Origin of the sequence: Streptomyces sp. PA03-5A, assembly GCF_033792725.1 — a bacterium.
Taxonomy (GTDB): Bacteria; Actinomycetota; Actinomycetes; order Streptomycetales; family Streptomycetaceae; genus Actinacidiphila.
Genome location: NZ_JARAVL010000011.1, coordinates 166,796 through 191,092, shown reverse-complemented (window position 1 = coordinate 191,092; position 24,297 = coordinate 166,796). Strand labels below are relative to the sequence as shown.

Here is a 24,297-nt window from a genome sequence, read left to right as displayed (position 1 = left end):
ATATGAGCACCGCCTAGCTCGAAAGATAAGCCTGTGACTGTCAACGAGGACTCGTTCACCGACTGGAAGCACCGCGAGGAGATCGCGGAATCGATGATTCCGATCATCGGGAAGCTGCACAGGGAGCGGGACGTGACCGTCCTGCTGCACAGCCGCTCCTTGGTGAACAAGTCGGTGATCAGCATCCTCAAGGCCCACCGCTTCGTCCGGCAGATCGCCGGCGAGGAGCTCTCGGTCACCGAGACGCTGCCGTTCCTGCACGCACTCACCACGCTCGACCTCGGCCCGTCCCAGATCGACCTCGGCATGCTCGCCGCGACGTACCGGGCCGACGACCGCGGGCTGTCGGTGGCCGAGTTCACCGCGGCGGCCGTCGCGGGCGCCACGGGTGCCAACAAGATCGAGCGGCGTGAGCCGCGCGACGTCGTCCTCTACGGCTTCGGCCGCATCGGCCGCCTCCTCGCCCGGCTGCTGATCGAGAAGGCCGGTTCCGGCAACGGCCTGCGGCTGCGCGCCATCGTCGTCCGCAAGGGGGCCGGACGGGCCGGCGAAGACCTCGTCAAGCGCGCCTCGCTGCTGCGCCGCGACTCCATCCACGGCCAGTTCCAGGGCACGATCACCGTCGACGAGGCGAACAGCACGATCGTCGCCAACGGCAACGCCATCAAGGTGATCCACGCCGACGACCCGACGTCGCTGGACTACACCGCGTACGGCATCAAGGACGCCATCCTCATCGACAACACCGGCAAGTGGCGTGACCGCGAAGGCCTTTCGCAGCACCTGCGCCCCGGCGTCGACAAGGTCGTCCTGACCGCGCCGGGCAAGGGCGACGTCCCCAACGTCGTCCACGGCGTCAACCACGACATGATCAAGCCGGACGAGCGGATCCTGTCCTGCGCCTCCTGCACCACCAACGCGATCGTGCCCCCGCTGAAAGCGATGGCGGACGAGTACGGCGTCCTGCGCGGCCACGTCGAGACGGTCCACTCGTTCACCAACGACCAGAACCTGCTGGACAACTACCACAGCTCCGACCGCCGCGGCCGTTCGGCGCCGCTCAACATGGTCATCACCGAGACCGGTGCCGCCTCGGCCGTCGCCAAGGCGCTGCCCGACCTCAAGGCCAGGATCACCGGCAGCTCCATCCGCGTGCCGGTGCCGGACGTCTCGATCGCGATCCTCAGCCTGCAGCTCGCCAGGGAGACCACCCGTGAGGAGGTCCTCGACCACCTCCGCGAGGTGTCGCTGACCTCGCCGCTCAAGCGCCAGATCGACTACATCAGCGCCCCCGACGCCGTCTCCAGCGACTTCATCGGCTCGCGGCACGCCTCGATCGTCGACGCCGGCGCCACCAAGGTCGACGGCGACAACGCCATCCTCTACCTCTGGTACGACAACGAGTTCGGCTACTCGTGCCAGGTCATCCGTGTCGTGCAGCACGTGTCCGAGGTCGAGTACCCGACCTACCCGGCCCCGCAGGCCTGAGGGTCCGGCGCACCGACGCACCGACGCACCGGTGCGTGGGTGCGCCGGTGCGGCAGGGCGTCCCCCGGCCGGAAACCGGTTGCCCGCACCGGCGGGCGGCCCGCAGCATGGGCCGCATGAGAGCGATGCCGATGCCGGTGGGCGGGTACTGAGTGGCCGTGCACGAAGAAGAGCGCCTGGTCCTGCGCGGCCCGGGGGGACTGCCGGAACTGACGTACGTCGAGGGGGTCCGGGACGGCCGGCCGTGGGCCGACCTCGCGGAGGCGGTGGGACCGGACCCCGTACCGGCCGTGCTCGCGGGCATGCCGGGGTGGGCCGTGTCGGGTTCCGTCGAACTCGGGGAGCAGCTCGTCCGGCACGGTGCCCGGGTCCTCCGGCACGCGCACACGATGGAGCGCGACCTCGTCGCCGACCCCCCGCCGCGCGAGTGGGCCCCGGCGCCCCTGCCGGACGGACTGCGCGCCGTACCCTGCGACCGGGAGGCACACGAGCTGTTCCCCGCGTGGCGTGCCGCCTTCGGGCCGGGCCATCCCGACCACCATCAAGGAAGTGACGAGGAGGCCCTCGAAGCCCAGCTGGCTCCGGTGCTGTCGGGCGCCGTGCTCGGGCCGGTCCTGCCGTGCAGCACCCTGGCCGTCGACGGCGACGGCCACGTCGTCGCGGGGGTCGTGGTGACGGACCGGGACGGCCTCCCGTGGGTCGCGACGGTCTTCCGGCAGCCGGACCCCCGCCACGCCGGCCTCGGTTCCCGGCTGCTGCGCCGGGCGCTGGCGGACGCGGCGGCCGGCGGTCTCCCGAGGATCGCCCTGGCGGTGAGCGACGGCAATCCCGCTCGCCGGCGGTACGAGCAGCTCGGGTTCGCCGTCACCGCCACCTCGCTCACCGTCCTCGTCCCCTGAGCGGTGCCGGGCGGTGGGGGTGCGGCGTGTGCCGCCGCCGTGCTTCAACCGCCGTTAGTGAAGCGCCCGTTCAGCAGGGTGAGGCGGCGCTCGTGCGCCCCTTCCGGCAGCCGGCCGCTGCGCATGAGGGTGACCAGGCCGTGCAGGGACGCCCAGTACGTCTCGGTGAGGAGGTCCGGCGCGTCGCCGGCGCCCGCGACCGGCTCCACGGCCCGCAGCAGTTCGCCGAACGCCTCGCGCAGGGCCGCCGGGGCCTCGGGCGTGGCGAACGGCAGGCCGACGTGGTGGGTGAACATCGCGTCGTAGAGGGCCGGCCGCCGCCGCGCGAACGCGGTGTACGCCTCGCCCACCGCGGCGAGGGTCTCCCGCGGACCCGCCACCGCGGTGCGCGCCTCCCGCAGTTCGGCGGCCAGCTCCGCGAACCCCTGCACCGCTACGGCGGCCATGATCGCGTCCTTGCCCTTGAAGTGGCTGTACAGGACGGGCTGGCTGTACTCGATCTCGGCGGCCAGCCGCCGCGTGGTGACGGCGTCCCAGCCCTCGGCCTCGGCCAGTTCCCGCGCGGCCGTGATGATCAGCTGCTCGCGCTCGGCTCGCTCGCGCTCCCGGCGCGTCCGGATCGTCATGGAGAAATTCTAGCACTGCTAGACCTTCTGTCGACGCTCTGCTAGCTTCGCTCTTGTCCCTAGCGCTGCTAGCAAGGAGATGTGGACGTGACCACCACCGCGTACACCCTGGCCGTCGTGCTCGACCTCCTGGTGCTCTTCATCGGAGTCCGGTTCCTGCTCCAGCCCCGCCCCGCGGCCGCCGGCTACGGCGTGCCCGCCGACGGGGACGGGACCGCCGCCTACCTCACCGTCAAGGGCCTGCGGGACACCACCTTCGGGGTGATGGGCCTGGCCCTGCTCGCCTTCGCCGGTGCCCGCGCGGAGGCCTGGTTCATGCTGGTCGTGGCGCTCGTCCCGCTCGGCGACACCTTGGTGGTCCTGCGGCACGGAGGCACCAAGGCGGTGGCCTTCGGCATCCACTTCGCCACCGCGGTCGTCGTCCTCGTCAGCGCCGCCCTGCTCTTCGCCGTGTGACCCGGCAGTTCCCGAAGACCCGTCACCACCCGGACAAGGAGTTCGCCATGTCATTGATCGTGCCCGACTTCGACGCCTCCGTGATCGTCCGCTCCACCGAGGCCGAGGTCATCGGCCGCGCCCCCACCACCGTCCGGCTGCTGGCCGACAGCAGTGCGACGGGAGGCGCGCTCTCCACCCAGCGCGTGACCCTGACCGGGGGCGCCGACGGCGCCCGCCCGCACCGGCACGACCGGTCGGCCGAGATGTTCTACATGCTCGACGGCGAGGCCCGGTTCCTGTCCGGGGACGAGGTCGTCACCGCAGGCGCCGGCGACCTGGTCGTCGTCCCGCCCGGCCGCCCGCACGCCTTCGCCGCGGCGCCCGGGTGCGACGCCGACATGCTCATCGTCATCACCCCGGGCGTCGAACGCTTCGAGTACTTCCGCCACTTGCAGCGCATCGCCCTGGGCGAGGTCACCCCGGAGAGCCTGCTGGAGGTGCAGGAACGGTACGACACCTACTTCCTGCGCAACGCGGCCTGGGACGACCGGCGCTGAGCCGGGGCGCCGGTCCGGCTCGGCGCCGGCCGGGGGCCGCGGTACGGACGAGGCGGGCACCGCAGCCCGCCAGGACCACGGTGACCACGACCGTTCCGCCCGCGCCACCGGCCTGCGAGGTGCCGAAGCCGTGCGCCGCCGTGACGACGCCGGCGAGGAGGAGGACGCCTCCGAGCAGGTGCCGCCATGCGAGGACCGTGTTCACCTTTCCTCCTCCCGATGGGCCGGAAGCGACCCCTCGACCGACTCGCACACTGCCGTGCGGCGGTCTCGACGCGCAACCGGTCTGAGGTGACCTGAGGTTCCGCGGCACCGCACCCACCCCGCCCCCGGCGGGCGGGCATCGGGCTGCGATCATCCTCGGGTGCGGCAGATCGACGAATTGACCGACGTGGACACCCCGGCGTGGCCGGAGCTGGAGGCCGGGCTCACCGGTGGCCCCGTGGCCGCCCGGGTGCTGCCCGGCGATCGTGCCGAAGGGATGCGGTGCCTGCTGCAGTTGCAGGTCACCGCGCGTTCGGCGCTGGGTGCCCTGGTGCTGAACACCGGCGGGGTGCTGCTGGACGACGGGTGGGTACGGGTGTTCGGCGGCGGCCCGGCCGCCGGCGGAGGCCTGCCGAGCCTGGGGCAGGTCAACCGCTTCCCGGCGGTCCTCGACCCGGCCTGGCATCCCGGCACCGGTCTCGTCGTCGGCCACGACGCGGTGGGCGGGGTCTTCGCGCTCAACGGCCACGCTCCCGCGGCCGTGGGCCGGCCGGGAATGCCGGGCCAGATGACCTACTTCGCGCCCGACACCCTCGCCTGGGAGGCGATGGAGATGGACTACTCCGGTTGGGTCGCCTGGCTGCTGTCGGGACGGCTGGAGACGTTCTACGACGGGCTGCGCTGGCCGGGCTGGCGCGAGGAGGCAACTGCCCTCACGCCCTCGCAGGGGATCGCGGTGTACCCGTTCCTGTGGTCCGAGGAGGCCCACGCCGATCTCGCGGCGACCACCCGGCAGGCGGTTCCGATGAGCCAAGTCCTCGCGTTCGCCGCCGACTTCGCCCGGCGGACGGGCCCGGCGGACCCGGGGTTCCTCGGCGAGGTGTGAGTCCCCCGGCGGTTGCGGCCGCAGGTCACCGCGGGTGCGCGGGTGAAGTACCTTAAGCAAGGTCTGGTTTGGCTCGCGGGATCGAGGTCGTACGACGTGCTGGTGGCGGATCGGTATCGCTTGGACGCGCCCATCGGCCGCGGTGGCATGGGCGAGGTGTGGCGGGCGACCGACGAGGTGCTGGGACGTCCCGTCGCCGTGAAGCTCCTGCTGGGCGACGGTTCCGACGCCTCGGCGGCCGCGCGGTTCCGGCTGGAGGCGCAGACGGCGGCGCGCCTGGGTCACCCGCACGTCGTGGCGGTCTTCGACTTCGGTTCCTGGGACGGGCGGTTCTTCCTCGTCATGGAACTGGTCGAGGGCGACAGCCTGGGCCAGCTGCTGGAGGCAGGGCACGTGCTCGGCGCCGATCACGTCGCGGTCGTCGCCGCGCAGGCGGCCGCGGGCCTGGCGGCCGCCCACCAGCAGGGCATCGTCCACCGCGACATCAAGCCCGGCAACCTGATGCTCGACGCCGCCGGATCGCTCAAGATCGGTGACTTCGGGATCGCCCGGTTCGTCGACGATCCGGCCGCCGCGCTCACCATGACCGGACAGATCGTCGGCACCAGCCTCTACCTCGCCCCCGAGCGGGCACTGGGCCGGACCGCGGGGCCGGCCTCCGACGTCTACGCGCTCGGGTGCGTCCTGTACCAGCTGCTGACGGGCCGTACGCCGTTCCAGGGCGACAGCGCCACGGCCCTGCTCTACCAGCACATCGACAGCGCCCCCGTGCCGCCCTCCCAGCTCGGCGCCGATCTGCCCGCCGCCTTCGAGGGGTACCTGCTCGGGCTCCTCGCCAAGCAGCCGGAGGACCGGCCCTCGGCCCAGGACGTGGCCGACTGGTTCCGCACCGACGCGTGGCGCGCGCACCCGGCGTCCCTGCCCGCCACCGTGCCGTCGCACGGCGCCCCGAACGTCGCGGGCCACGAGGCCGGTACCGCGCCGCAGGTGCGGCCGACGGCGACACGCTCCGCGCGGCCGGGGCCGGCGTCGAGGCGGCGGGCGGCTCCGGCGCAGCGACGCAGCCCCGGCGAGTTCATCCGCTACCGGCCCCGCGTAGCGAGCGCCATCGCCGGGGTGGTGGCCTTCGCGGTGGCGGTGCTCCTCGGCATGCTCCTGTTCTCACCGGAGAGCAGCTCCGCGAAGACCCCCACCACCGGTCCCAGCGCGACGCCGACCCAGGGGACCGGGCCCGCGCCCGGCGCCGGCGCACCGTCCGCCGGCCAGGACGACCAGGGCGACGACCAGGGCGACGACGACTCGGACGACGAGGACTGAGCCGGGGGACGGGGCGGCGGACCGGGCGGGCCGGTCAGCCCACGCCTCCCGCGCCCGGTGCGACCGCACCGGCGGCGACCAGTCCGATGATCAGTACGCCGAGGAGCACGCGGTAGACCACGAACGGCGTGAAGCTGTGCGTGGAGACGTACTTGAGGAACCAGGCGATGGCCGCGTAGCCCACGACGAAGGCGATCCCGGTGGCGAGCAGCGTCGGCCCCCAGGCGGGGGCGGCGCCGTCGCCGATCTTGAACAGCTCCAGGGTGCCGGACGCGAGCACCGCGGGGATGGCCAGCAGGAACGAGTAACGGGCCGCTGCCTCACGGCTGTAACCGAGGAAGAGGCCCGCGCTGATGGTGCCGCCGGAGCGGGAGACGCCGGGGATGAGGGCGAGGGACTGGGCGAAGCCGTAGCCGAGGGCGTGGGGGAGCGTCAGCTCGGTGATGGGCTTGGCGTTGCGGATCGCCCGGCTGCGGTCGGCCACGGCGAGGACCAGCCCGAAGAGGATCAGCACGGTGCCGGTGATCCGCAGATCGCGCAGTGACGTCTCGATGCTGTGCTGGAACACCGCGCCGAGGACCGCGATGGGGATCGTCCCGATGATGACGAACCAGCCCATGCGGGCGTTCGGGTCCTTGCGCCGGTCGGGCACGAAGAGGGACGTCGTCCAGGCCTTGACGATCGAGACGATGTCGCGGCGGAAGTAGATCAGCACGGCCGTCTCGGTGCCCAGTTGCGTCACGGCCGTGAAGGCGGACCCCGGGTCCTCCCAGCCGGCCAGGGCGGAGAACACGCGCAGGTGCGCGCTGGAGGACACGGGCAGGAACTCGGTGAGCCCCTGCAGCAGGCCGAGGACGGCGGCTTCGAACCAGGACATCGGGGGGTGACTCCGCGGATGGTCGGGGCGGCGGCCCGGCGGCGGCGCCGCTCGGGGAGGTGCGCGACATGAGGTCGTACGGTGGCAGTGGCCGCAGACGGGCGGGCTGCGGCCCGCGGTGGATCGGGCCGTGCCGCCGGCCGCCGGCCCCTGCGGGCCACCCGCAGAACTACCACGTCAGGTAAAGAAGTTCCCAAGAGTCCTGATGGCCGAGCGGTCTCCGGCCGGCCGTGAGGGGAGAGGGCGGGCGGTGACCAGGGGTCCGTCCGCCGACCGTGGCCTTTGCGCTTCCTTTACCATGGGGGAAACCCGTCGTACCGAGCACGAAGAAGGAGCCGCGGTTCCCGCGATGGACCATCCCCCGAGTACCGACCGTGTCATACCCCGAGAGGCCCGCCGAGGCGTGGAAATGGGGGTGACACGGTGACCGAAGTGCTGCTCCTGCTGCTGGCCCTGCTGCTGACCCTGGCCTGTGCGGTGTTCGTCGCGGCGGAGTTCTCCCTGACCACGGTGGAGCGCGGTGAGCTGGAACGTTCCGCCGCTGCCGGTGAGCGCGGCGCGGACGGCGCCCTCAAGGCCGTGCGGCGGTTGACGCTGCAGCTGTCCGGCGCGCAGCTGGGCATCACGGTGACCTCACTGGTCATCGGCATGCTCGCCGAACCGTCCCTGGCGGCGCTGCTGAGCGGCCCGATCGAGGCCGCCGGCCTGCCCGAGGGCGCCGCGTCCATGACGGCGACCGTCCTGGGTGTCGTCGTCTCGACCGTGGTGCTGATGGTGATCGGCGAGCTGGTGCCCAAGAACTGGGCGATCTCCAGCCCGCTGGCCGTCGCGAAGGCGGTGGCCGGGCCGCAGCGCGGCTTCACCGCGGCCTTCTCGCCGTTGATCAACCACCTCAACGACGCTGCGAACCGCCTGGTGCGCCGGTTCGGCCTGGAACCGGCGGAGGAACTGGCCTCCGCCCGCACACCGGACGAGCTGCGGGCCCTGGCCCGCCACTCCGCCGCCGTGGGCGTCCTGGAGCCCGACTCCGCCGAGCTCTTCGTCCGCACGCTCCACCTGAGCGAGCTGACCGCGGAGAACGTCATGACCCCGCGCGTGGACGTACGGGCGCTGGAGGCCCACGCGAGCGCCGCCGACGCCGCCGCCCTTTCGCTGTCCACCGGGCTGTCCCGCTTCCCCGTGTACAGGGACGGCCTCGACGAGGTCATCGGCACCGTCCACATCCGTGACGTCCTGGCCCTTCCGGCCGCGGAACGCGCCACCACACCCGTGAGCGCCCTGGCCACCGCGCCGCTGCTCGTGCCCGACAGCCTGCCCGTGAACCGGCTGCTGGACCGGATGCGCAGCCGCCGCACCATGGCCGTCGTCATCGACGAGTACGGCGGCACGGCCGGTGTCGTCACCGTCGAGGACGTCGTGGAGGAGGTCGTCGGCGACGTGCGCGACGAGCACGACCCCCAGCAGCGGCCCGACCTCGCCCCCGCCGGCGACGGGTCCTGGGAGGCCGACGGCAACGTCCGCATGGACCAGCTCGCCGGCATCGGCCTGACCGCGTCCGAGGGCCCGTACGAGACCGTCGCCGGGCTGCTGGCCGCCACCCTCGGCAGGATCCCCGCGCGGGGCGACGCCGCCGAGGTCGACGGCTGGCGCTTCACCGTGCTCAGCGTCGACCACCACGTCGCCGAGCGGGTCCGTGTCGCACGCATCGCGGAGGACGCCCGATGACCGCGCTGCAGCTCGCCGTCGGCGCCCTCACGCTGCTGACGAACGCCTTCTTCGTGGGCGGCGAATTCGCCCTGATCTCCGTACGGCGCAGCCAGATCGAGCCGCGCGCGCAAGGGGGCGACAAGCGCGCCCGCACCGTGCTGTGGGGTCTGGAACACCTGTCCGCCCTGCTGGCCACCGCGCAGCTGGGCATCACCGTCTCCTCGCTGGTGCTGGGCGCGGTCGCGGAGCCCGCCATCGCGCACCTGCTGGAGCCGGGCTTCGAGGCCGCGCACGTCCCGCACGCGCTGGTGCACCCGATCTCGTTCGTGATCGCCCTGACCGCGGCCACCTACCTGCACATGCTGGTCGGCGAGATGGTGCCCAAGAACATCGCGCTCGCCGCGCCCGAGCGCGCCGCGCTGCTGCTCGGCCCGCCGCTGGTGAACGTCACCCGCGCGCTGCGCCCGGTGGTCTTCGGCATCAACGCCTTCGCCAACGCCCTGCTGCGGCTGCTGCGCGTCGAGCCGAAGAACGAGGTCGCGGCCGTCTTCACCGACGACGAACTGGCCCGCCTGGTCCAGGACTCCAGCGCCGCCGGCCTGCTCGACGTCACGGGCGGCGAGCGCCTGCGCGACGCCCTGGAGCTCGGCAGCCGTCCGGTGGGGGAGATCCTCGTACCGGCCGGCCGCATGGTCACCGTCGGCGAGCGGGTCACCCCGGACGAGCTGGAGCGGACCGCCGCCGCGTCCGGCTACTCCCGTCTGCCGGTCACCGGCGCCGACGGCGGCGTCCTCGGTTACCTCCACATCAAGGACACCCTCGGCGCCGCCGGGCGCGACCGTCCCTTCCCCCCGGGCGCCTTCCACCCCGTCATCCGGCTCCGCCCCACCACCCCGCTGGACGACACGCTCACCGCCCTGCGGGCCGCGGGCACCCACCTCGCCGCGGTCACCGGGGACGACGGCACGCTGCTCGGCTACGTCACGATGGAGGACGTCCTCGAGGAGCTCGTCGGACCGGCCACGGCGGTCGAGGAGGCGGCCTGAGCCGCTACCCGGCGGCGTCGGGCCGGGAACGTTCCGCGGGCGGCGCGGCGATCTCCGGCGCGTACAGGGTCGCCAGCGGTTCCGGGCCGGCGTACCGCCGGCACGGACACCGCCGGTCCTCGGCCTCGTCCTTGTCGCCGGCCTCGTCCTTGCGGCCGGACGGTGCCGGGACGGAGGCGTAGCACAGGCCCTCGCGCGCGTCGTGGTAGGCGAGGTGGTGCCCGCAACCGCACACCGGCTGCGGTCCGTTCAGCTCCTGCTGCCGGGCCTCGCGCCGCTCGGTCGCGGCTTTCCTCAGCCGGTCGTAGGCACCTCCGGTGACATAACCGCCCGCGAGGATGACCAGCGCGATCTCGAACCCCGTCACGGCTCCCCCTGCCCCTCACCCGGCGGTCCGTACAGGGCGATGTTCGCACGCCCGTCAAGCACGCGTCCGCGGCCGCGCGCTCGACGGCCGGCGGAGGCTCAGCGCCCCGTGCCGTCCACCTCGTCGGTCCTGCGGGTCACGTCCCCGGGGGCCGCCCGGATGACGCGCGGGGCGGGTCCGTCGGCGGACGGGTCGTCGTCCGCTTTCATGGCCGCGGCCTCGCTCTTGAGGATGCGGGTGGCCTTCCCGGCGGAGCGCACGAGGCCGGGGAGCTTCCTGATGCCGATCAGGACGATGACCACGATGAGCAGCAGGGCGAGCTCGCTGAGGCCGAACATCGTGCCGGTTCCCTCCGATGGGACGGGGCGCGGGACGCCCGTGGTGACGACCCTGTGGAAACTACAGGACTGTGGGGACGAGCGGGGGCGCGAGCCTTCCCGCGGGGCGCCTTCAGCCGGGAGCGCCGGCCACGGCGCCGCGCAGCTCCCGGGCCGGGTTGCCGCCCCAGTGGGCCCGCTCCGGGACCTCCTCGCCCTTCATCAGGAAGGAGTCGGGCGCGAGGACGGCCCCGTCGCCCATCGTGACGCCGTAGTGGACGAGGGCGCCCACGCCGACGGTGCAACGGCTGCCCAGCGTGGTGCGGTCCGACTTGAAGGTGCCGTCCTCCTGCGAGTGGCACTGGATCCGGGTGCCCTCGTTGAGGACGCACTCGTCGCCGATGGCCACGAGGGACCGTTCCGGCACGTAGCAGCCGTCGTCGAAGACCCGGCTGCCGATCCGGACGCCGAGCAGCCGCCAGACGACGGTCTTGAAGGGCGTGCCGTTGAGGACCGCGATCGCCTCGGTCGGGTTGGTGATCTTCCAGTAGCGTTCGTGCCGCCAGAAGGGACGTTCGTAGATCGAGCAGTACAGCGGCCGCAGACCGCCCGGGCCCGCGGTGGCGCGCTCGGTCAGCATCATGTCGGCGACGGCGAACAGCACCGTGAGGACGTTGGCGAGCGCGATCACCGCCGGGCCGAGCGTGCCGTAGAGGTCCGCGGCGACCGACACCACCAGCGCGACCGAGAAGAAGAACAGCCACCGCGACATCAGGTGCAGGGCCATGGTGGCGGCGTTGTGCTTGTTCTTCGCCGCCAGGCGGCGCCGGAAGGTCGCGCCGTCCTTGAGGTGGTCGAACCTGCTGTCCCGCAGGACGGACCGGGGGATCTCGAAGCTCGGCGAGCCGAGCAGCCCCACGCCTTCGCGGACCTCCCCGTCGAGCGGGACCATCACCTTCGTGGCCAGGAGGCAGTTGTCACCGGTCCTGCCGCGGGCGGGGAAGGCGATGTGGTTGCCCAGGAAGTTGTGCGGGCCGATCGTCACCCGTGACGTCCGGAAGGACGTGCCGGTGTAGTCGGTGTTGATGACCGACAGCCCGTCGGCGACCATCGTCCCCCTGCCGACGCTGGTCAGACCGGGGGTGTCCTGCCGCACCGTGAGGCCGAAGTTGGAGCCGGTCTGCTCGGCGTCGCCCAGGTCGTAGCCGAGGCGGCTCAGGTAGGGGACGATCGCCGAGCTGTCGCCGAACAGCACCTTGTGGAAGCGCCGGTTGGTGAGGAAGCCGACGGCCCGGTGCACCCCGTAGCGGAAGCCGAACAGGGGGTAGTCCGTGTCCGGCCGGACGAGGAGGCCCAGCACGCGCGGGACGCTCACGGACAGCAGGGCCCCGACGACGACGGCGCCGAAGAAGAAGATCGCGGACGCGGCCAGGGCGTCGACGTAGAACGTCCAGCTCGTCAGCGCGGTCGGCCCGGGTCGCAGCAGCGCCTCGAACTGCGGGACCGCGGCGACCACCAGGACGGCGCCGCCGACGGCCAGGGGGACGTACACGATCAGGGCCGTCAGCACCTGGGTCGCCCCGTAGGCGGCCCTGCGGACGGCACCGCAGCGGCCGGCGCCGGCGGCGCGGCGGTGGTCCACCCCGGCCGGCTGGGCCGGGGACCCGTGCCAGCGTTCGCCATCGGGCACGGACTGGCCGGTGTGCAGCGAGGAGGCGTGCCCGAGCTGGGTGCCGTCGCCCATGGCGGTCCCGATGTCGAGCACCGTCGCCTCGCCGATCAGCACGTCCCTGCCGAGGGTGACCGTCCCGGTGCGGATCACCCCGGACTGCGCCCGGTAGCAGTTGAGGAAGACGTCCTTGCGGATCACCGTGCCGTCGCCGACGGTGAGCAGGTCGGTGCAGACCGGTACGTGACGGGTGAGGATCGTGACGCGGCGTCCGATCCTCGCGCCGAGCGCCCGCAGGTACAGGGAGTAGACCGGGGACCCGGCGAACAGCGCCAGCGGGTTCGACCGGATGAGCGTCTTGGCGCACCAGAAGCGGACGTACGCCAGGCTCCACAGGCGGATCTCCCGCGGGCGCCACCGGCCGACGAGCACCCACTTGGCCACGATGGGCAGCACGCACACCCCGAGGAAGACGACGGCCCCGAACACGACCGCCCGCAGGTAGGTGCCGAGCAGCCCGGAACCGTCCGCGATCCACTTCACGCCGCCCGCGAAGACGAGGGCCGCGGCATAGGAGTAGGCGAGGAAGAACAGCAGTTGCAGCGTCGCGCACAGCACGTAACGCGACGTACCGGACGGGCTCCCCGGCGTGCCCGGGCCGTACGGCGCCGCCACCGGGGAGGCGGCGGCCGGCACGGCAGCCGGGGGCGGGGCCTGCGCGAGGGCCGCCGCCAGGCTCCTGACGGTCGGATGGCGGTAGACGTCCTTGATCGAGACGGACGGCACGTCCTGGCGCTTCCTGAGCCGCGCGCAGAAGCGGGCCATCACCATGGAGTCCGCGCCGAGGTCGGTGAAGAAGTTGCCGTCGAGCGGGACGTGCTCGGCCTGTACCACCGGCGCCAGCACCTCGGCGAGGATCCGTTCGCGGTCGGTGGCAGAGGACTCGTCGGGATCGGGGGTCAGGACGTCGACCGGGATGTCCGCCATGGCGGCTCCATGAGAGGTGCGGACCACGTCCGGTCGAGCTGAGCACCGAGGCGACACCGCCTCGGCATACGTCCGGGCGCGCGATCCGGAAGCGGTAGGTGTGCCCTGTGTCCGGCATCGGATGTGTGTGTCGTACTCGCAGTCTCGGCCCCGGGGGCCGCGGACGCCACTCGGCCGGGCCGTCACCTTCGGCAACTCCACGTCGGCGGAACGTGATACCCCCTGGTGGTTGGCGGTGCGGCGGCGGCGGTGGGCGGTGCGGTGGCCGGCCCGCGGCTGCGCCGAGGGCGGGCGGTCAGCGGGCGGCGGCGCCGAACCACCGCGGGAGGACGCGGAGCAGTTCCCGCTGGTCCTCGCCGGCCCAGGCGACGTGGCCGTCCGGGCGCAGCAGCACCGCGGGGACGTCCAGTTCCTCGGCGACGTCGACGACGTGGTCGACCCGGTCCTCCCAACCGGCCACCGACAGTCCGCCCGTCCGGTCCAGCAGCAGGCCGCGGCCGCCGTGCGTCAGGCCGTACAGCCGCCCCCGCTTCAGCTCCACGTCCCGCAGCCGCCGGCCGAGCAGGGCGTGGCCCTCGCCGAAGTCGTACCGGATCCCGATCGCGGTGATCTTCTCGATCAGGTGCCGGTTCACCTCCTCGAAGTCCATCAGCTCGGCCAGCAGCCGGCGCACGGCCTGCGGACCCGGCTCGGTGGACAGCAGGTGCATCTGCGCGCGGGTGTTGTCCAGCACGGCGGCGGCCACCGGGTGCCGTTCGGCGTGGTAGCTGTCCAGCAGGGCCTCCGGCGCCCAGCCGTTGACCGCGGCGGCGAGCTTCCAGCCGAGGTTGAACGCGTCCTGGATGCCCAGGTTCAGCCCCTGCCCGCCGGTCGGCGGGTGGACGTGCGCCGCGTCGCCGGCGAGCAGCGCCCGGCCCACCCGGTAGCGCTCCGCCTGCCGGGTGGCGTCGCCGAAGCGGGAGAGCCAGCGCGGCGAGTGCACACCGAAGTCGGTGCCGGCGACCGCCCGCAGCCGCTCCTTGAACTCCTCGAAGGTCGGCGCCGCACGGTCCTCGGCCACCCCGTCGGCGGGCACGATGAGACAGTGCCGCCCGCTGCGCTCGGGGATGACGCCGAACCGCCCCTGCGTCCTGCGGACCTCGGCCACCACGGCGGCCACCGTCTCCGGGGGCGCGGCCACCTCCATCTCGCCCAGCAGCGTCTCGACCCGGGAGGGCTCGCCGGGGAAGCCGACGCCCAGCAGCTTGCGCACGGTGCTGCGCCCTCCGTCGCAGCCGACGAGGTAGCGCGAGCGCAACCTCGTCCCGTCGGCCAGCTCGGCGGTCACCCCGCCGTCGTCCTGGTTCAGCCCGGTCAGTTCGCAGCCGCGCCGGATCTCCACGCCGAGCTCGCCCGCGTGCTCGGCGAGCAGGCGCTCGGTGACCGGCTGCGGGATGGCGAGGACGTAAGAGTGGGCGGTGTCCAGCCCGTCGGGCCACCGCTTCCCGAGGCCGCCGAAGAACCCGCCGACCGTGAACTTCTCGCCCTGCGCCAGGAACCGCTCCAGCAGACCGCGCTGGTCCAACACCTCCACGCTGCGTACGTGCAGCCCGCGCGAGCGGGTCTGCACGCCCGGCTCGGCCTCCTTCTCCAGCACGAGCGCGTGCACACCTTGCAGCCGCAGCTCGGCGGCGAGCATCAGGCCGGTCGGCCCGCCGCCGACGACGATGACGTCGATCATCAACACACCCATCCCCGCAGGTTCCGAATCAGGGCGGTGATTCTGCGGCACGACGGGGGCCTTGCCGCAAGGCCCCCCGTGCGCTATAGGTTGACAGTGGCGAGGAGCGGTGCTCCTCGCTTTCGTCGTTGCGGCCCTTGGTCAGCGTGCCGTCGATCAGGCGCGCTCGCGCCACAGCCGCCGGTGCTCCCGCGTCGGCAGCGTTCCACCCCACGAGGACGAGACCCACTACGACGCTCAACACCAGCCCCAGCCGGCGCCTGGAATCAACCCCTAGTCCTCCACGGAGTCGTGCTTCTCGGTGTCGGCTTCGAAGTAGACGTCGAGGACGGCGTCGAGCTCATCGCTCCAGGCCCGCAGCCGGCGTCGGCTGGGCGCGTCGACCCACGTCTCGAACCAGCGGCGCGGGGACAGGTAGACCGTGACGCCGAACCGATGCCCCCACTTGGGGACGTCGACCTCGAGCGCGCCGATCTCTTTCCAACCGAACTCGGCCTCGGTGTCGTCCAACCGGAAGGTGAGGCCGTCCCGGTCCACCCGGATCGCCCCCCTGCGGTCCGCGGCCTCGAACACCGGGCCCCCACCGGAGCCTTCGGTGACTTCGGCGTCGTCAACGTCGTCGTCGGTGCCGGCGGTGGACTCTTCCGCGGCCACGGCGGGGGACGGCCCGGTATCGGTCGTCACGTCAGCCGCGGCGTCGGACGCGCGGTCGGTCTCGGAGGCCGCGGCCTCGGTTCTGTCGTCTCCATCCGGTTCCGGCCCCAGGATGCCGGGGACGTGTGCCGGATCGATGCCGGCGGCCTGTACGAGCGGGATGTTCGAACCTCTGCTCTGCTCCACGGCGGGCAGTATGGCTGATCCGCCTGTGCACGTGACATCCGCCCCGGCCTTCGGGTCCGGCCGCTGTACCGAGCGCGGTGCTCACCCGAGGAAGTGACCTGCGCCGTCGAGGTCGTCCTACCGGAGTCCGCTCACTGCGACCTTGGCTTGTGGCCTCGGACCCGGTCAGGGCCTGCGCCCCTTCCGGGACCCGGCGGCTGTCGAGGACGACGAGGATCGACGGCGGCGTACCCGGCCCGCCGGCCCACTCGTTGCATCCCGTGGAGGCCGGGCGCCCCACGCTCCGGGCCCGAGGCGGGGAACGCCGGGCCGGGCTCAGCACTGGCTTCACGACCTCGCGGAGCCTTCGACGGCAAGCACCTGAGCGGGGTGCCGGGCTTCCGGGTGATCTGGATCCTCGGCCGGGGCGGCGGCACGCAGCGCCGCCTCGACCCGGCGGTTGCTGGTCATGGTCGCGGTGATGGCGGTCATGGTGAGGAGGAGGCCGGCGGCCGTGTAGAGCGGGGTGCGTACGTCGTAGGTGGTGGCCAGCCAGCCGCCGAGGAAGGCGCCGAACGGGGCGGCGCACATGGCGAGCATGCGGGAGGTGGAGGCGACCCGGCCCATCAGGTGGGCGGGGACGATCGCCTGTCGGAGGGAGGGCGCGAGCACCATCGTGGCGCCCATGCCCGCTCCGCAGACGGCCAGCGCGAGGCCGGCGACGTACGGGTTCGGGGCCGCGGCGAGGCCCGCAATGGCGAGTCCCTCCACTGCGGCCGTGCAGGTCAGGGCGGCGCCGGTGCCGAGTCGCCGGCCGAGGAAGGAGGCGATGCCTGCGCCGAGCAGACCGCCGGTGGCCTCCGCCGTGAGGAGCAGGCCGAAGCCGTAGGTGTCGATGCCGAGGCGATCGTGCGCGAAGAGGGCGAGCACGGTCTCCACGGCGAGGAAGGCGATGTTCCCGACCGCCGGACGCAGCGCGAGCCCGAGCAGCAGCTGATCCCGGAATACGTACGAGGCGCCGGCCCGCGCCTGCCGCAGCAGCGACTCACGGGCCTGCGGTGCGGGCCGGGGTGCGGCGGGCAGTGACCGTACGAGCAGTGCGGAGAGCGCGAACGAGACCGCGTCGGCGAGCAGCGGGACCGCCCGCCCGAGCGCGAGCAGGGCACTGCCCGCGGGTGGCCCGGCGAAGCCGGACGCGGCGGTCTGGGTGCCGCGCAGGCGGGAGTTGGCGCGCTCCAGGGACGCGGGGTCGCGGCCGAGCAGATCCGGCAGATAGGCCGTGGCGGCCGTGTCGAAGAAGAGCCCGCCGAGGCCGAGGAGGAAGGCGACGGCCGAGAGCAGCGGAATGCTCAAGCGGTCGAGCGCGGCCGCTGCCGCCGGTATCGCGAGCAGCACCGCACGTGCCGCGTCCGTGATCCACATCGTGCGCCGACGGTCCCAGCGGTCCACCAGCGCGCCGCCGAGCACCCCGAAGAGCAGCCACGGTAACGTTCCGGCGGCCGTGACGACGGCGAGCGCCATCGGATCCCGCGTCAACGTCAACGCGAGCAGCGGCAGTGCGGCATGCGTGACCCCGTCACCGAGCGAGGACACCGTCTGTGCGGTCCACAGCCGTCCGAACCCGGTCGGCAACTTCCGGATGTCCGAGGTCACTTGGCGCCCCCTTCGGCCTGCTCGCGCGACGCCGGGTGGAACAGTGCGAAGACGAGTGACGCATCGGGCAGCGACGGATCGGACAGCTCCCGGTACTCGTCCGCCAGTGCCTGCAGCCGCGCCCCCAGCTCCGCGAACTGCTCCTCGGTGAGCCGCAGATGCGCCATCCGCACATGCCGCTCGGCATCCGCCGGCGCTGCCTCCAGGTCCGCCACCGCGTGCCGCATCAGCACGTCCGGCCCTCCCTCGCCCGGGTCCGGCAGTTCGATCGACCGTGCGGCCATCGCGTAGTACCGCTCGGTGACCCCCCGGACCTTCCGCGTCCGCACCACCTTCACCAGGCCGGCCCGCTCCAGCAGCCGTACGTGGTAGCTGGAACTCCCCTTCGCAAGACCCACGCGCTCGGCGATCTGCGTGATCGTCGCTGGCTCGAAGCGGAGCACGGCCATGATCCGGTGACGCGTGAGGCTGGAGACGGCGCGCAGTTGCTCGTCAGTGGTGACGTGGAACGTCTCGGGCAGATCGTCGGTAGGCATGCGAGCAATGGTCAACGATTCTTGACCGTTGCGCAAGGGGATTCGCGCGGACTTCCGGATCCGCCGTCCGGCGCGCGGGATCTCCTGCCAACGCCTCCCACCCGCTGCCGATCCGGGGCCGGACCTCATGGGGCGGGACAACAGCCGCAGGTGGGAGGTCCTTGCCTTGCGACTGTTACCGATATATCGTTGAGGTATCGCGACCGTACGATGATGGAAGGAGCGTCACCATGCGTTCCCATGGACATGGACACTTTGGGCCCGGCCATCACGGCCGCGGCGACCACGAGGAGGAGGGGCGGCGCGCGGCGTTCGGCCCGTTCGGGCCGCCGTTCGGCGGTGGGCCCTGGGGGCCCGGCCCGTGGCACGGCGGGCGGGGCGGCAGGGGAGGCCCGCGAGGCCGGGCGCGGCGCGGCGACGTGCGCGCCTCGATCCTGGCGCTGCTGGCCGACCGGCCCATGCACGGCTACGAGATGATCCAGGAGATCGCCGAGCGCAGCGGCGGCGCGTGGAAGCCGAGCCCCGGCTCGGTCTACCCGACGTTGCAACTGCTGGAGGACGAGGGTCTGATCAGCAGTGCGTCGGAGGGCGGCAAGAAGCTCTTCACGCTCACCGAGGCCGGCCGCACCGAGGCCGAAGCGGGGCCCGACGCCCCCTGGGAGGAGGCCGGGCGCGGCATCGACTGGGAGGCCATGAACGAGATCCGCAAGGCGGGCGCCGGCCTGGTCGACGCCTTCCGGCAGGTCTGGGCGACCGGTACGCCCGAGCAGCGGGACAAGGCGCTGACCGTGGTCAACGAGGCCCGCAAGAAGCTCTATCTGATCCTCGCCGACGAGGACTGACCCTCTCGGCGCCGCCGGCCCGGGACGTACGCGTCCCGGGCCGGCGGCGCGTCCCGTGCCGCGCCTGCGGGTCACGGGCAGGCCTCGCCGAACTTGACGGCCTTGAAGACCACCGGCTGCCCCGTGAGCCCGGTGCCGGCGGCGGGCGCCTGCGAGCACACCTTCCAGTTGGTCTCCATGAGGATGAAGCGGTCCTGCCCGGAGGCGTCCTCCGCCGTGATGCCGGTCGAGGGGGTGAGCGTCGTGCGGGCCACCTTCAGGGACGTGCCGGTGAGGTCGGGCATCGTGGGGCCCGCCGAGGCGGGCGGGGGAGCGTCCCGGGCGGGGCAGGACTCCTCGAGCTTCACGGCGCCGAACTCGACGGTGACGGTGGTGGTCCGGCTTCCCGGGGCCGGGCGCTGGAAGCACACCTTCCAGTCGCGGTCCCAGATCTGCTCGCGGCCGCGGCCCAGCGCGTCGTGCGAGTCCAGGCGGTAGAAGCCCAGCGTCTGGGCCTTGTCCTGGGCTGCCTGCAGGCCCATGCCGGCGAACGAGGGCAGGTTGGCCGGTCCGGACGTGGCCGGAGCGCTCGCTGGGGGCCGGCCGTCGCCTGTGGTGCCGCCGTCGGCGGGACCGCAGGCCGTCGCGGTGGCGGCGGCGAGGAAGGCGAGCGCGAGGGCGGCGGCGGTGCGGGCGGCGGCGGTGCGGGCGATCTGCATGGGCGGGACTCCCCTGTCGGTCCGTCGGCCCGGCCCGGCCCGGCCGGGGCAAGCGGTACCGTACCCGGGCACAACGGATCAATGCCGCACCGTTCACTTACGAGTGACGCCCGGTCAGGAGCCCGGGCCCGCGGCCGGGCCGGGCCGGGCGCCGCAGGTGCCGCGGACGACCAGCCGCGTCGGCAGTACGCGCGGCGGGAGCGGGCGGACGGCCTGCGGGTCGAGCAGCTCGCACAGGGCCGCGACGGCCGCGGTGCCGAGGGCGCGGTGGTCCTGGGCGACCGTGGTGAGCGCTGGGCGCACGAGGGTGGCCGCCTCGATGTCGTCGAAGCCGACGACCGCCAGGTCCCCGGGGACGGACAGCCCCGCGTCGGCGACGGCGTGCAGGGCGCCGATCGCCATCATGTCGCCCGCGGCGAACAGGGCCGTCGGCGGCTGGGGCAGGGCGAGCAGCCGCCGGACCGCCTGGCGCCCGCTGTCCAGGAAGAAGTCCCCCGGGACGACGTACTCCTCCGGCACCGCCAGCCCGAGGCGTGCGCAGGCGGTGCGGAAACCGGCCAGCCGCTCGGCGGCGGGGGTGAGTTCCGGCGGGCCGGTGACGGTGGCGATCCGGCGGTGCCCGAGGGAGTGCAGGTGGGCGACGGCCGCCTCCGCCCCGCCGGGGTTGTCGGAGGCGACGCCGACCGTGCGCGGGCCGTCCAGGGCGACGTCGAGACCGGCGCAAGGGATGCCCGAGGCCGCGAGGGCGCGCAGGGCGCGGTCGTCGGCGGGCCGGCCCATCGCGATCACGCCCTCCAGGCTGTGCCGCCGCACGGCCTGGACGTACGTCGTCTGCGGGTCCTCGGGCCCTGCCGTGGTGAGCAGCATGAGGTGGTAGCCCGCGTCGGACAGGGCGGTGCGCACCGAGCTCAGCAGGCCCTGCAGGAAGGGGTGGTGGAGGCCGCGCGACTCGTGCCCGGTGTCCCACAGCAGGCCGATGGTGTCGGAACGGCGCCGCACCAGGGTGCGGGCGGGCTCGTTGGGCGCGTAGCCCAGTTCGCCGGCCAGCCGCCGGATGCGCTCGCGGGTGGCCTGGCTGACCTCGGCCCGGCCGTTGAGCGCGCGCGAGACGGTCGCGGTGGACACCCCGCTGCGCCGGGCGAGCTCGCGGAGGGTGATCGCGGGGCCGGTTCCGGGCGGGGGCGCGGACGAGGGGTCCTCATGGGTTCGCAGCACGGTCACAGTCTTGACGATATGTCATGTCAGCGTCAGTCTGTCGGGTGCGACAGCAGCCGGAAACGTTTACGGCCAGTGCCCTGAAGGGCCCGGACAGGAACGGGATGCCTGCTATGCCAGCGAACGAACCGCGTGCACGCCTCGTCCGCGACCGGCGGAGAAACCGGAACCGGTGGCGGAACCTCCTCGTCCTCTCGACCGCGGCCGCCTGCGCCGCCGCGGTCGCCTCCGTCCCCGCCCGCGCCGACGGGCCCGTCTACGCCCGGGCCGGCGCGCCCGTCGAACTGCGCGTCAAGGACCTGCTGGGGCGCATGACCCTGCAGGAGAAGATCGGTCAGATGGACCAGGTCGCGGTCGCCCGCATCCAGGGCGACTGCGAGTGGAGCGGCGGTGAGCTCAACGAGAGCTGCATGAAGACCGTGCTCGCCGACTACCCCGTCGGCTCGGTGATCTCCGGCGGCGGCATGACCCCGGCCAGGAACACGCCCCAGGACTGGGCGAAGATGGTCAACGCCGTCCAGAAGTACGCGGTCACCAACACGCGCCTGCACATCCCCGTCCTGTACGGCGTGGACGCGGTCCACGGGCACAACAACGTGCTCGGCGCCACCGTCTTCCCGCACCAGATCGGCCTCGGCGCCACCTGGGACCCGGGCACGGTGGAGGACTCCGCCGCGGCCACCGCCCGCGCCGTCGCCGCCACCGGCATCGACTGGAACTTCGCCCCCGTCGCCGACCTCGCCCGCGACCAGCGGTGGGGCCGCTACTACGAGACCTACGGCGAGGACCCGCTGCTCGCCGGCACCCTGGCCGCCTCCGCCGTGACGGGCATCGAGCACGCCGGCGGGTCCAAGCGCGTCGCCGCCAGCGTCAAGCACTACGGCGGCTACTCCGAGCCCTCCAACGGCCACGACCGCGTCCCCGCCGACGTCTCCGTCCGCTACCTCCAGGACACCCTGCTGCCCTCCTACCGGCAGGCGGTCCAGGCCGGAGCCAAGACCGTGATGGTCAACTCCGGTGCCGTCAACGGCGTACCGGCCACCGCGTCGAAGTACCTGCTCACGAAGGTGCTCCGCCAGCAGTGGGGCTTCAGGGGCGTCACCGTCAGCGACTGGGAGGACGTGCGCGCCCTCCAGACCCGGTACAAGATCGCCGCGGACTACCCGGAGGCGATCGCCCTCGCCGTCAACGCGGGCCTCGACATGGCGATGGAGCCGTACTTCGCCAAGGAGTGGAGCACAGGCCTGAAGACGGCCGTCGACCGCGGACTGGTCCCGACGCGGCGCATCGACGAGGCCGTCGGGCGCATCCTGCGGCTGAAGTTCGAGCTCGGTCTCTTCGAGCACCCCTACGTCGACCCCGCCAAGGCCGACAAGGCGGTGCTCGGCGCGGACGCCGCCCTCGCGCGGCGGGCCGCGGCCGAGTCGCAGGTGCTGCTCCGCAACGAGGGCGGCGTGCTGCCGGTGCGCGCGGACGCGGGGCGCATCGTGGTGGCGGGCTCGTACGCGGACGACATCAACGACCAGGCCGGCGGATGGACGATCGGCTGGCAGGGCGTGCCCGAGGGCGTCGAACTGCCCGGGACGACCATCTTGGAGGGTATCCGCGCGGCGGCTCCCGCCGGCACCGAGGTCGTACGGGCCGTGACCGCGGACGACGCGGTGGCACAGGCGAAGGGCGCGGACCTGACCGTCGTCGTGGTCGGCGAGAAGGCCGCCGCCGAGGGCGCCGCGGACAGCCCGCGGCCCGAACTGTCAGCCGACCAGCAGGCGCTGGTCAAGGCGCTGAAGGCGAGCGGCAAGCCGGTCGTCACCGTGGTCGTCGCGGGCCGTCCGCTGGTCCTGGGCGACGCGGCCGGCACCGACGGCCTGGTGATGTCCTGGCTGCCCGGCACCGAGGGCGGCGGCGCCGTCGCCGACGTGCTGTTCGGCAAGGTCAACCCGGGCGGGCGGCTGCCGGTCTCGTGGCCGAAGGACATCGGCAACGAGCCCATGTACTACCAGCAGCTGCCGGGCACGAACGGCGGCCTTGAGTCGTCGTACGACGCGCTCTACCCCTTCGGGTCGGGCCTGTCGTACACGACGTACGCCTACGACGCCCTCACCGCCGACGCCAAGGGCGTCAAGGTGACCGTCTCCAACACCGGCGCCCGGGACGGCGACCTGGTGGTCCCGGTCTACGCGTCACGGGCGGTCAGCGAGGTGCTGTGGCCGGCGCGCAAGCTGGTCGCCTTCACCAAGGTGCACCTGAAGGCGGGCGAGAAGCGGACCGTGCGGCTTGACTTCGCCCGCGGCGCGCTCGCCGTGACGCCGGGCGACATCGACGGCGCGGGGACACGGCGGGTCGAGCGCGGGACGTACACCTTCACGGTGGGGGACAAGAGCGCCGACGCGGTGCTGCGTTAGGCGGCGGGCGCCGGGGACCGCGGCGACCACGCCGCCCGCGGTCCCCGGCCTCCGGGGCGTCCCGGGCTACTCGACGAGACCGGCGAGCTTGCGCAGCGACTCGTTGAGCGCGGCGGTGGCGGTGTCCTTGAGCTTGCCCGCCATGAGGGCGACGGCCGCGCCGTTGAAGGCGCCGTCGATGCGGACGTCGGTCTGGTCGCCGTCCGGCGTGAGGCTGTAGCGGGTCAGCAGGTCCACGGCCATCGGGCCCTTGCCGGCGATCTCGAACCCCCGCCCGGGGTCCACGGACGTGACCTCCCAGTTCACCTCGGCCGGGAAGCCCATCAGCTTCATGTTCTCCCGGTAGGTCGCGCCCGTCTCCAACGGCTCCGGACCGCCGTCGGGGAAGCCGGTGTGCGTGGTGCTCCACTGCGTGTGCGAGCTGAAGTCGGTGAGGGTGCGCCAGACCTTCTCGGCCGGAGCTGCGATGCGGGCCTGTGCGGAGACCTCGGCCATACGACCACACTCCCTTGTGTCGGCGAGTGAGCGGAACGTAACCGCCTCGACCGGAAGTTTCAATACTGATGAACCGTCAGGACTGCTGTGGGGTGCCGGCCGTTCCTCAGGGCATCGGGCCGTCGTACGCCGCGCGCGCCTGTTCCACCTCGTCCAGGTGGGCGTCCGACCAGCGTGCGAGCGTCGCGAACAGGGGCGCCAGGCTGCGCCCCAGCTCGCTGATCTCGTACTCGACCCGTGGTGGGACCTCCGGGTGATAGGTGCGGACCACCAGTCCGTCGCGCTCCAGTTGGCGCAGGCGCTGCGTCAGCACCTTCGGGGTGATCCCGCCGATCCGGCGCTGCAGTTCGACGAACCGCTGCCGGCCGTGGGCGTGCAGGCTCCACAGCACCGGTGTCGTCCAGCGGCTGAAGACGAGGTCCACGACCGGGCCGATGGGGCAGGCGAGTGCCGGGTCGGCGGTGCGGGAGGGGCCTTCGCGAGGGGTCGGAACGGGGGCGGCGTCGCGGTGCGCGGTCTCGGCGTTCAT

At 73.0% G+C, this 24,297-nt stretch carries 23 protein-coding genes; 10 read left to right on the top strand and 13 right to left on the bottom strand.

What is annotated here, in order from left to right:
* Positions 1 to 33: 33 nt before the first annotated feature.
* Together PV410_RS16375 and PV410_RS16370 are read left to right on the top strand one after the other, a co-directional pair.
* Positions 34 to 1,488, top strand: coding sequence for a glyceraldehyde-3-phosphate dehydrogenase (locus PV410_RS16375; protein ID WP_500325188.1), 1,455 nt, complete (start codon positions 34 to 36; stop codon positions 1,486 to 1,488).
* Positions 1,489 to 1,646: 158 nt separating this feature from the next.
* Complete coding sequence (locus tag PV410_RS16370) at positions 1,647 to 2,387, top strand: GNAT family N-acetyltransferase (RefSeq protein WP_500325187.1); 741 nt, start codon at positions 1,647 to 1,649, stop codon at positions 2,385 to 2,387.
* 44 nt (positions 2,388 to 2,431) lie between these two features.
* Here PV410_RS16370 and PV410_RS16365 read toward each other — a convergent pair whose 3' ends face one another.
* Positions 2,432 to 3,013, bottom strand: a complete 582-nt coding sequence (locus PV410_RS16365) for a TetR/AcrR family transcriptional regulator (protein ID WP_500325185.1) — start codon at positions 3,011 to 3,013, stop codon at positions 2,432 to 2,434.
* A gap of 87 nt (positions 3,014 to 3,100) precedes the next feature.
* Between PV410_RS16365 and PV410_RS16360 the strand changes: the two genes are divergently transcribed.
* The 4 genes from PV410_RS16360 (at position 3,101) to PV410_RS16345 (ending at position 6,415) form a co-directional block, all read left to right on the top strand.
* The gene (locus PV410_RS16360; RefSeq protein WP_500325183.1) at positions 3,101 to 3,469 is read left to right on the top strand and encodes a DUF4267 domain-containing protein; all 369 of its coding nucleotides are present in this window, start codon (positions 3,101 to 3,103) and stop codon (positions 3,467 to 3,469) included.
* A 47-nt stretch (positions 3,470 to 3,516) separates the two neighbouring features.
* Positions 3,517 to 4,008: a cupin domain-containing protein gene (locus tag PV410_RS16355; RefSeq protein WP_500325181.1), complete on the top strand. Its 492-nt coding sequence runs from the start codon at positions 3,517 to 3,519 to the stop codon at positions 4,006 to 4,008.
* Positions 4,009 to 4,372: 364 nt separating this feature from the next.
* Positions 4,373 to 5,098, top strand: coding sequence for a DUF2625 family protein (locus PV410_RS16350; RefSeq protein ID WP_500325179.1), 726 nt, complete (start codon positions 4,373 to 4,375; stop codon positions 5,096 to 5,098).
* A 96-nt stretch (positions 5,099 to 5,194) separates the two neighbouring features.
* Positions 5,195 to 6,415, top strand: a complete 1,221-nt coding sequence (locus PV410_RS16345) for a serine/threonine-protein kinase (protein ID WP_500325177.1) — start codon at positions 5,195 to 5,197, stop codon at positions 6,413 to 6,415.
* 34 nt (positions 6,416 to 6,449) lie between these two features.
* On the opposite strand, the gene PV410_RS16340 is transcribed toward PV410_RS16345, so the two are convergent.
* The gene (locus PV410_RS16340) at positions 6,450 to 7,292 is read right to left on the bottom strand and encodes an undecaprenyl-diphosphate phosphatase (protein ID WP_500325176.1); all 843 of its coding nucleotides are present in this window, start codon (positions 7,290 to 7,292) and stop codon (positions 6,450 to 6,452) included.
* 423 nt (positions 7,293 to 7,715) lie between these two features.
* On the opposite strand from PV410_RS16340, the gene PV410_RS16335 reads away from it, so the two are divergent.
* Positions 7,716 to 9,017 carry a hemolysin family protein gene (locus tag PV410_RS16335; RefSeq protein ID WP_500325174.1) on the top strand — a complete coding sequence of 434 codons (1,302 nt, stop codon included), beginning with the start codon at positions 7,716 to 7,718 and terminating at the stop codon, positions 9,015 to 9,017.
* A complete protein-coding gene (locus PV410_RS16330) occupies positions 9,014 to 10,045 on the top strand; it encodes a hemolysin family protein (RefSeq protein WP_500325172.1) in 1,032 nt (343 codons plus the stop codon). The genes PV410_RS16335 and PV410_RS16330 overlap by 4 nt, the downstream gene beginning before the upstream one ends.
* Positions 10,046 to 10,049: 4 nt before the next feature.
* On the opposite strand, the gene PV410_RS16325 is transcribed toward PV410_RS16330, so the two are convergent.
* The 7 genes from PV410_RS16325 to PV410_RS16295 all read right to left on the bottom strand — a co-directional run bounded on the left by PV410_RS16325 (position 10,050) and on the right by PV410_RS16295 (position 18,113).
* Positions 10,050 to 10,412: a hypothetical protein gene (locus PV410_RS16325; protein WP_500325170.1), complete on the bottom strand. Its 363-nt coding sequence runs from the start codon at positions 10,410 to 10,412 to the stop codon at positions 10,050 to 10,052.
* 98 nt (positions 10,413 to 10,510) lie between these two features.
* Positions 10,511 to 10,750 (bottom strand): Sec-independent protein translocase family protein, encoded by a 240-nt coding sequence (locus PV410_RS16320; protein ID WP_499510525.1) that lies wholly within the window; start codon positions 10,748 to 10,750, stop codon positions 10,511 to 10,513.
* A 112-nt stretch (positions 10,751 to 10,862) separates the two neighbouring features.
* On the bottom strand, positions 10,863 to 13,385 hold the full coding sequence (locus tag PV410_RS16315; protein WP_500325168.1) for a Pls/PosA family non-ribosomal peptide synthetase: 2,523 nt from the start codon (positions 13,383 to 13,385) through the stop codon (positions 10,863 to 10,865).
* Between the two features lie 295 nt (positions 13,386 to 13,680).
* The gene (gene rox / locus PV410_RS16310; RefSeq protein WP_500325255.1) at positions 13,681 to 15,105 is read right to left on the bottom strand and encodes a rifampin monooxygenase; all 1,425 of its coding nucleotides are present in this window, start codon (positions 15,103 to 15,105) and stop codon (positions 13,681 to 13,683) included.
* A 273-nt stretch (positions 15,106 to 15,378) separates the two neighbouring features.
* On the bottom strand, positions 15,379 to 15,945 hold the full coding sequence (locus PV410_RS16305) for a hypothetical protein (RefSeq protein WP_500325166.1): 567 nt from the start codon (positions 15,943 to 15,945) through the stop codon (positions 15,379 to 15,381).
* 327 nt (positions 15,946 to 16,272) lie between these two features.
* Positions 16,273 to 17,577, bottom strand: a complete 1,305-nt coding sequence (locus PV410_RS16300) for an MFS transporter (protein ID WP_500325165.1) — start codon at positions 17,575 to 17,577, stop codon at positions 16,273 to 16,275.
* On the bottom strand, positions 17,574 to 18,113 hold the full coding sequence (locus PV410_RS16295) for an ArsR/SmtB family transcription factor (RefSeq protein WP_500325163.1): 540 nt from the start codon (positions 18,111 to 18,113) through the stop codon (positions 17,574 to 17,576). The genes PV410_RS16300 and PV410_RS16295 overlap by 4 nt, the downstream gene beginning before the upstream one ends.
* 230 nt (positions 18,114 to 18,343) lie before the next feature.
* Here PV410_RS16295 and PV410_RS16290 point away from each other — a divergent pair, with 230 nt between their 5' ends.
* On the top strand, positions 18,344 to 18,955 hold the full coding sequence (locus PV410_RS16290; protein ID WP_499510520.1) for a PadR family transcriptional regulator: 612 nt from the start codon (positions 18,344 to 18,346) through the stop codon (positions 18,953 to 18,955).
* 71 nt (positions 18,956 to 19,026) lie between these two features.
* Here the strand turns inward: PV410_RS16290 and PV410_RS16285 are convergent, their stop codons facing one another.
* Together PV410_RS16285 and PV410_RS16280 are read right to left on the bottom strand one after the other, a co-directional pair.
* The gene (locus tag PV410_RS16285; RefSeq protein WP_500325161.1) at positions 19,027 to 19,653 is read right to left on the bottom strand and encodes a hypothetical protein; all 627 of its coding nucleotides are present in this window, start codon (positions 19,651 to 19,653) and stop codon (positions 19,027 to 19,029) included.
* 114 nt (positions 19,654 to 19,767) lie between these two features.
* Positions 19,768 to 20,874, bottom strand: coding sequence for a LacI family DNA-binding transcriptional regulator (locus tag PV410_RS16280; RefSeq protein WP_500325159.1), 1,107 nt, complete (start codon positions 20,872 to 20,874; stop codon positions 19,768 to 19,770).
* A gap of 107 nt (positions 20,875 to 20,981) precedes the next feature.
* Between PV410_RS16280 and PV410_RS16275 the strand changes: the two genes are divergently transcribed.
* Positions 20,982 to 23,273, top strand: a complete 2,292-nt coding sequence (locus tag PV410_RS16275; RefSeq protein ID WP_500325157.1) for a glycoside hydrolase family 3 N-terminal domain-containing protein — start codon at positions 20,982 to 20,984, stop codon at positions 23,271 to 23,273.
* Positions 23,274 to 23,339: 66 nt separating this feature from the next.
* Here the strand turns inward: PV410_RS16275 and PV410_RS16270 are convergent, their stop codons facing one another.
* Together PV410_RS16270 and PV410_RS16265 are read right to left on the bottom strand one after the other, a co-directional pair.
* Entirely contained in the window at positions 23,340 to 23,768 is a 429-nt protein-coding gene (locus PV410_RS16270; protein ID WP_499510516.1) for a type II toxin-antitoxin system Rv0910 family toxin, read from the bottom strand.
* Between the two features lie 106 nt (positions 23,769 to 23,874).
* Positions 23,875 to 24,297, bottom strand: coding sequence for a winged helix-turn-helix transcriptional regulator (locus PV410_RS16265; RefSeq protein WP_500325155.1), 423 nt, complete (start codon positions 24,295 to 24,297; stop codon positions 23,875 to 23,877).

Excerpts from the sequence above, each read along its gene's own strand:
- PV410_RS16285 (WP_500325161.1), bottom strand. The coding sequence starts at position 19,653 with ATGCAGATCGCCCGCACCGCCGCCGCCCGCACCGCCGCCGCCCTCGCG.
- PV410_RS16365 (WP_500325185.1), bottom strand. The coding sequence starts at position 3,013 with ATGACGATCCGGACGCGCCGGGAGCGCGAGCGAGCCGAGCGCGAGCAG.
- PV410_RS16315 (WP_500325168.1), bottom strand. The coding sequence starts at position 13,385 with ATGGCGGACATCCCGGTCGACGTCCTGACCCCCGATCCCGACGAGTCC.
- PV410_RS16275 (WP_500325157.1), top strand. The coding sequence starts at position 20,982 with ATGCCAGCGAACGAACCGCGTGCACGCCTCGTCCGCGACCGGCGGAGA.
- PV410_RS16270 (WP_499510516.1), bottom strand. The coding sequence starts at position 23,768 with ATGGCCGAGGTCTCCGCACAGGCCCGCATCGCAGCTCCGGCCGAGAAG.
- PV410_RS16265 (WP_500325155.1), bottom strand. The coding sequence starts at position 24,297 with ATGAACGCCGAGACCGCGCACCGCGACGCCGCCCCCGTTCCGACCCCT.
- PV410_RS16320 (WP_499510525.1), bottom strand. The coding sequence starts at position 10,750 with ATGTTCGGCCTCAGCGAGCTCGCCCTGCTGCTCATCGTGGTCATCGTC.
- PV410_RS16290 (WP_499510520.1), top strand. The coding sequence starts at position 18,344 with ATGCGTTCCCATGGACATGGACACTTTGGGCCCGGCCATCACGGCCGC.
- PV410_RS16295 (WP_500325163.1), bottom strand. The coding sequence starts at position 18,113 with ATGCCTACCGACGATCTGCCCGAGACGTTCCACGTCACCACTGACGAG.
- rox (WP_500325255.1), bottom strand. The coding sequence starts at position 15,105 with ATGATCGACGTCATCGTCGTCGGCGGCGGGCCGACCGGCCTGATGCTC.
- PV410_RS16355 (WP_500325181.1), top strand. The coding sequence starts at position 3,517 with ATGTCATTGATCGTGCCCGACTTCGACGCCTCCGTGATCGTCCGCTCC.
- PV410_RS16340 (WP_500325176.1), bottom strand. The coding sequence starts at position 7,292 with ATGTCCTGGTTCGAAGCCGCCGTCCTCGGCCTGCTGCAGGGGCTCACC.
- PV410_RS16330 (WP_500325172.1), top strand. The coding sequence starts at position 9,014 with ATGACCGCGCTGCAGCTCGCCGTCGGCGCCCTCACGCTGCTGACGAAC.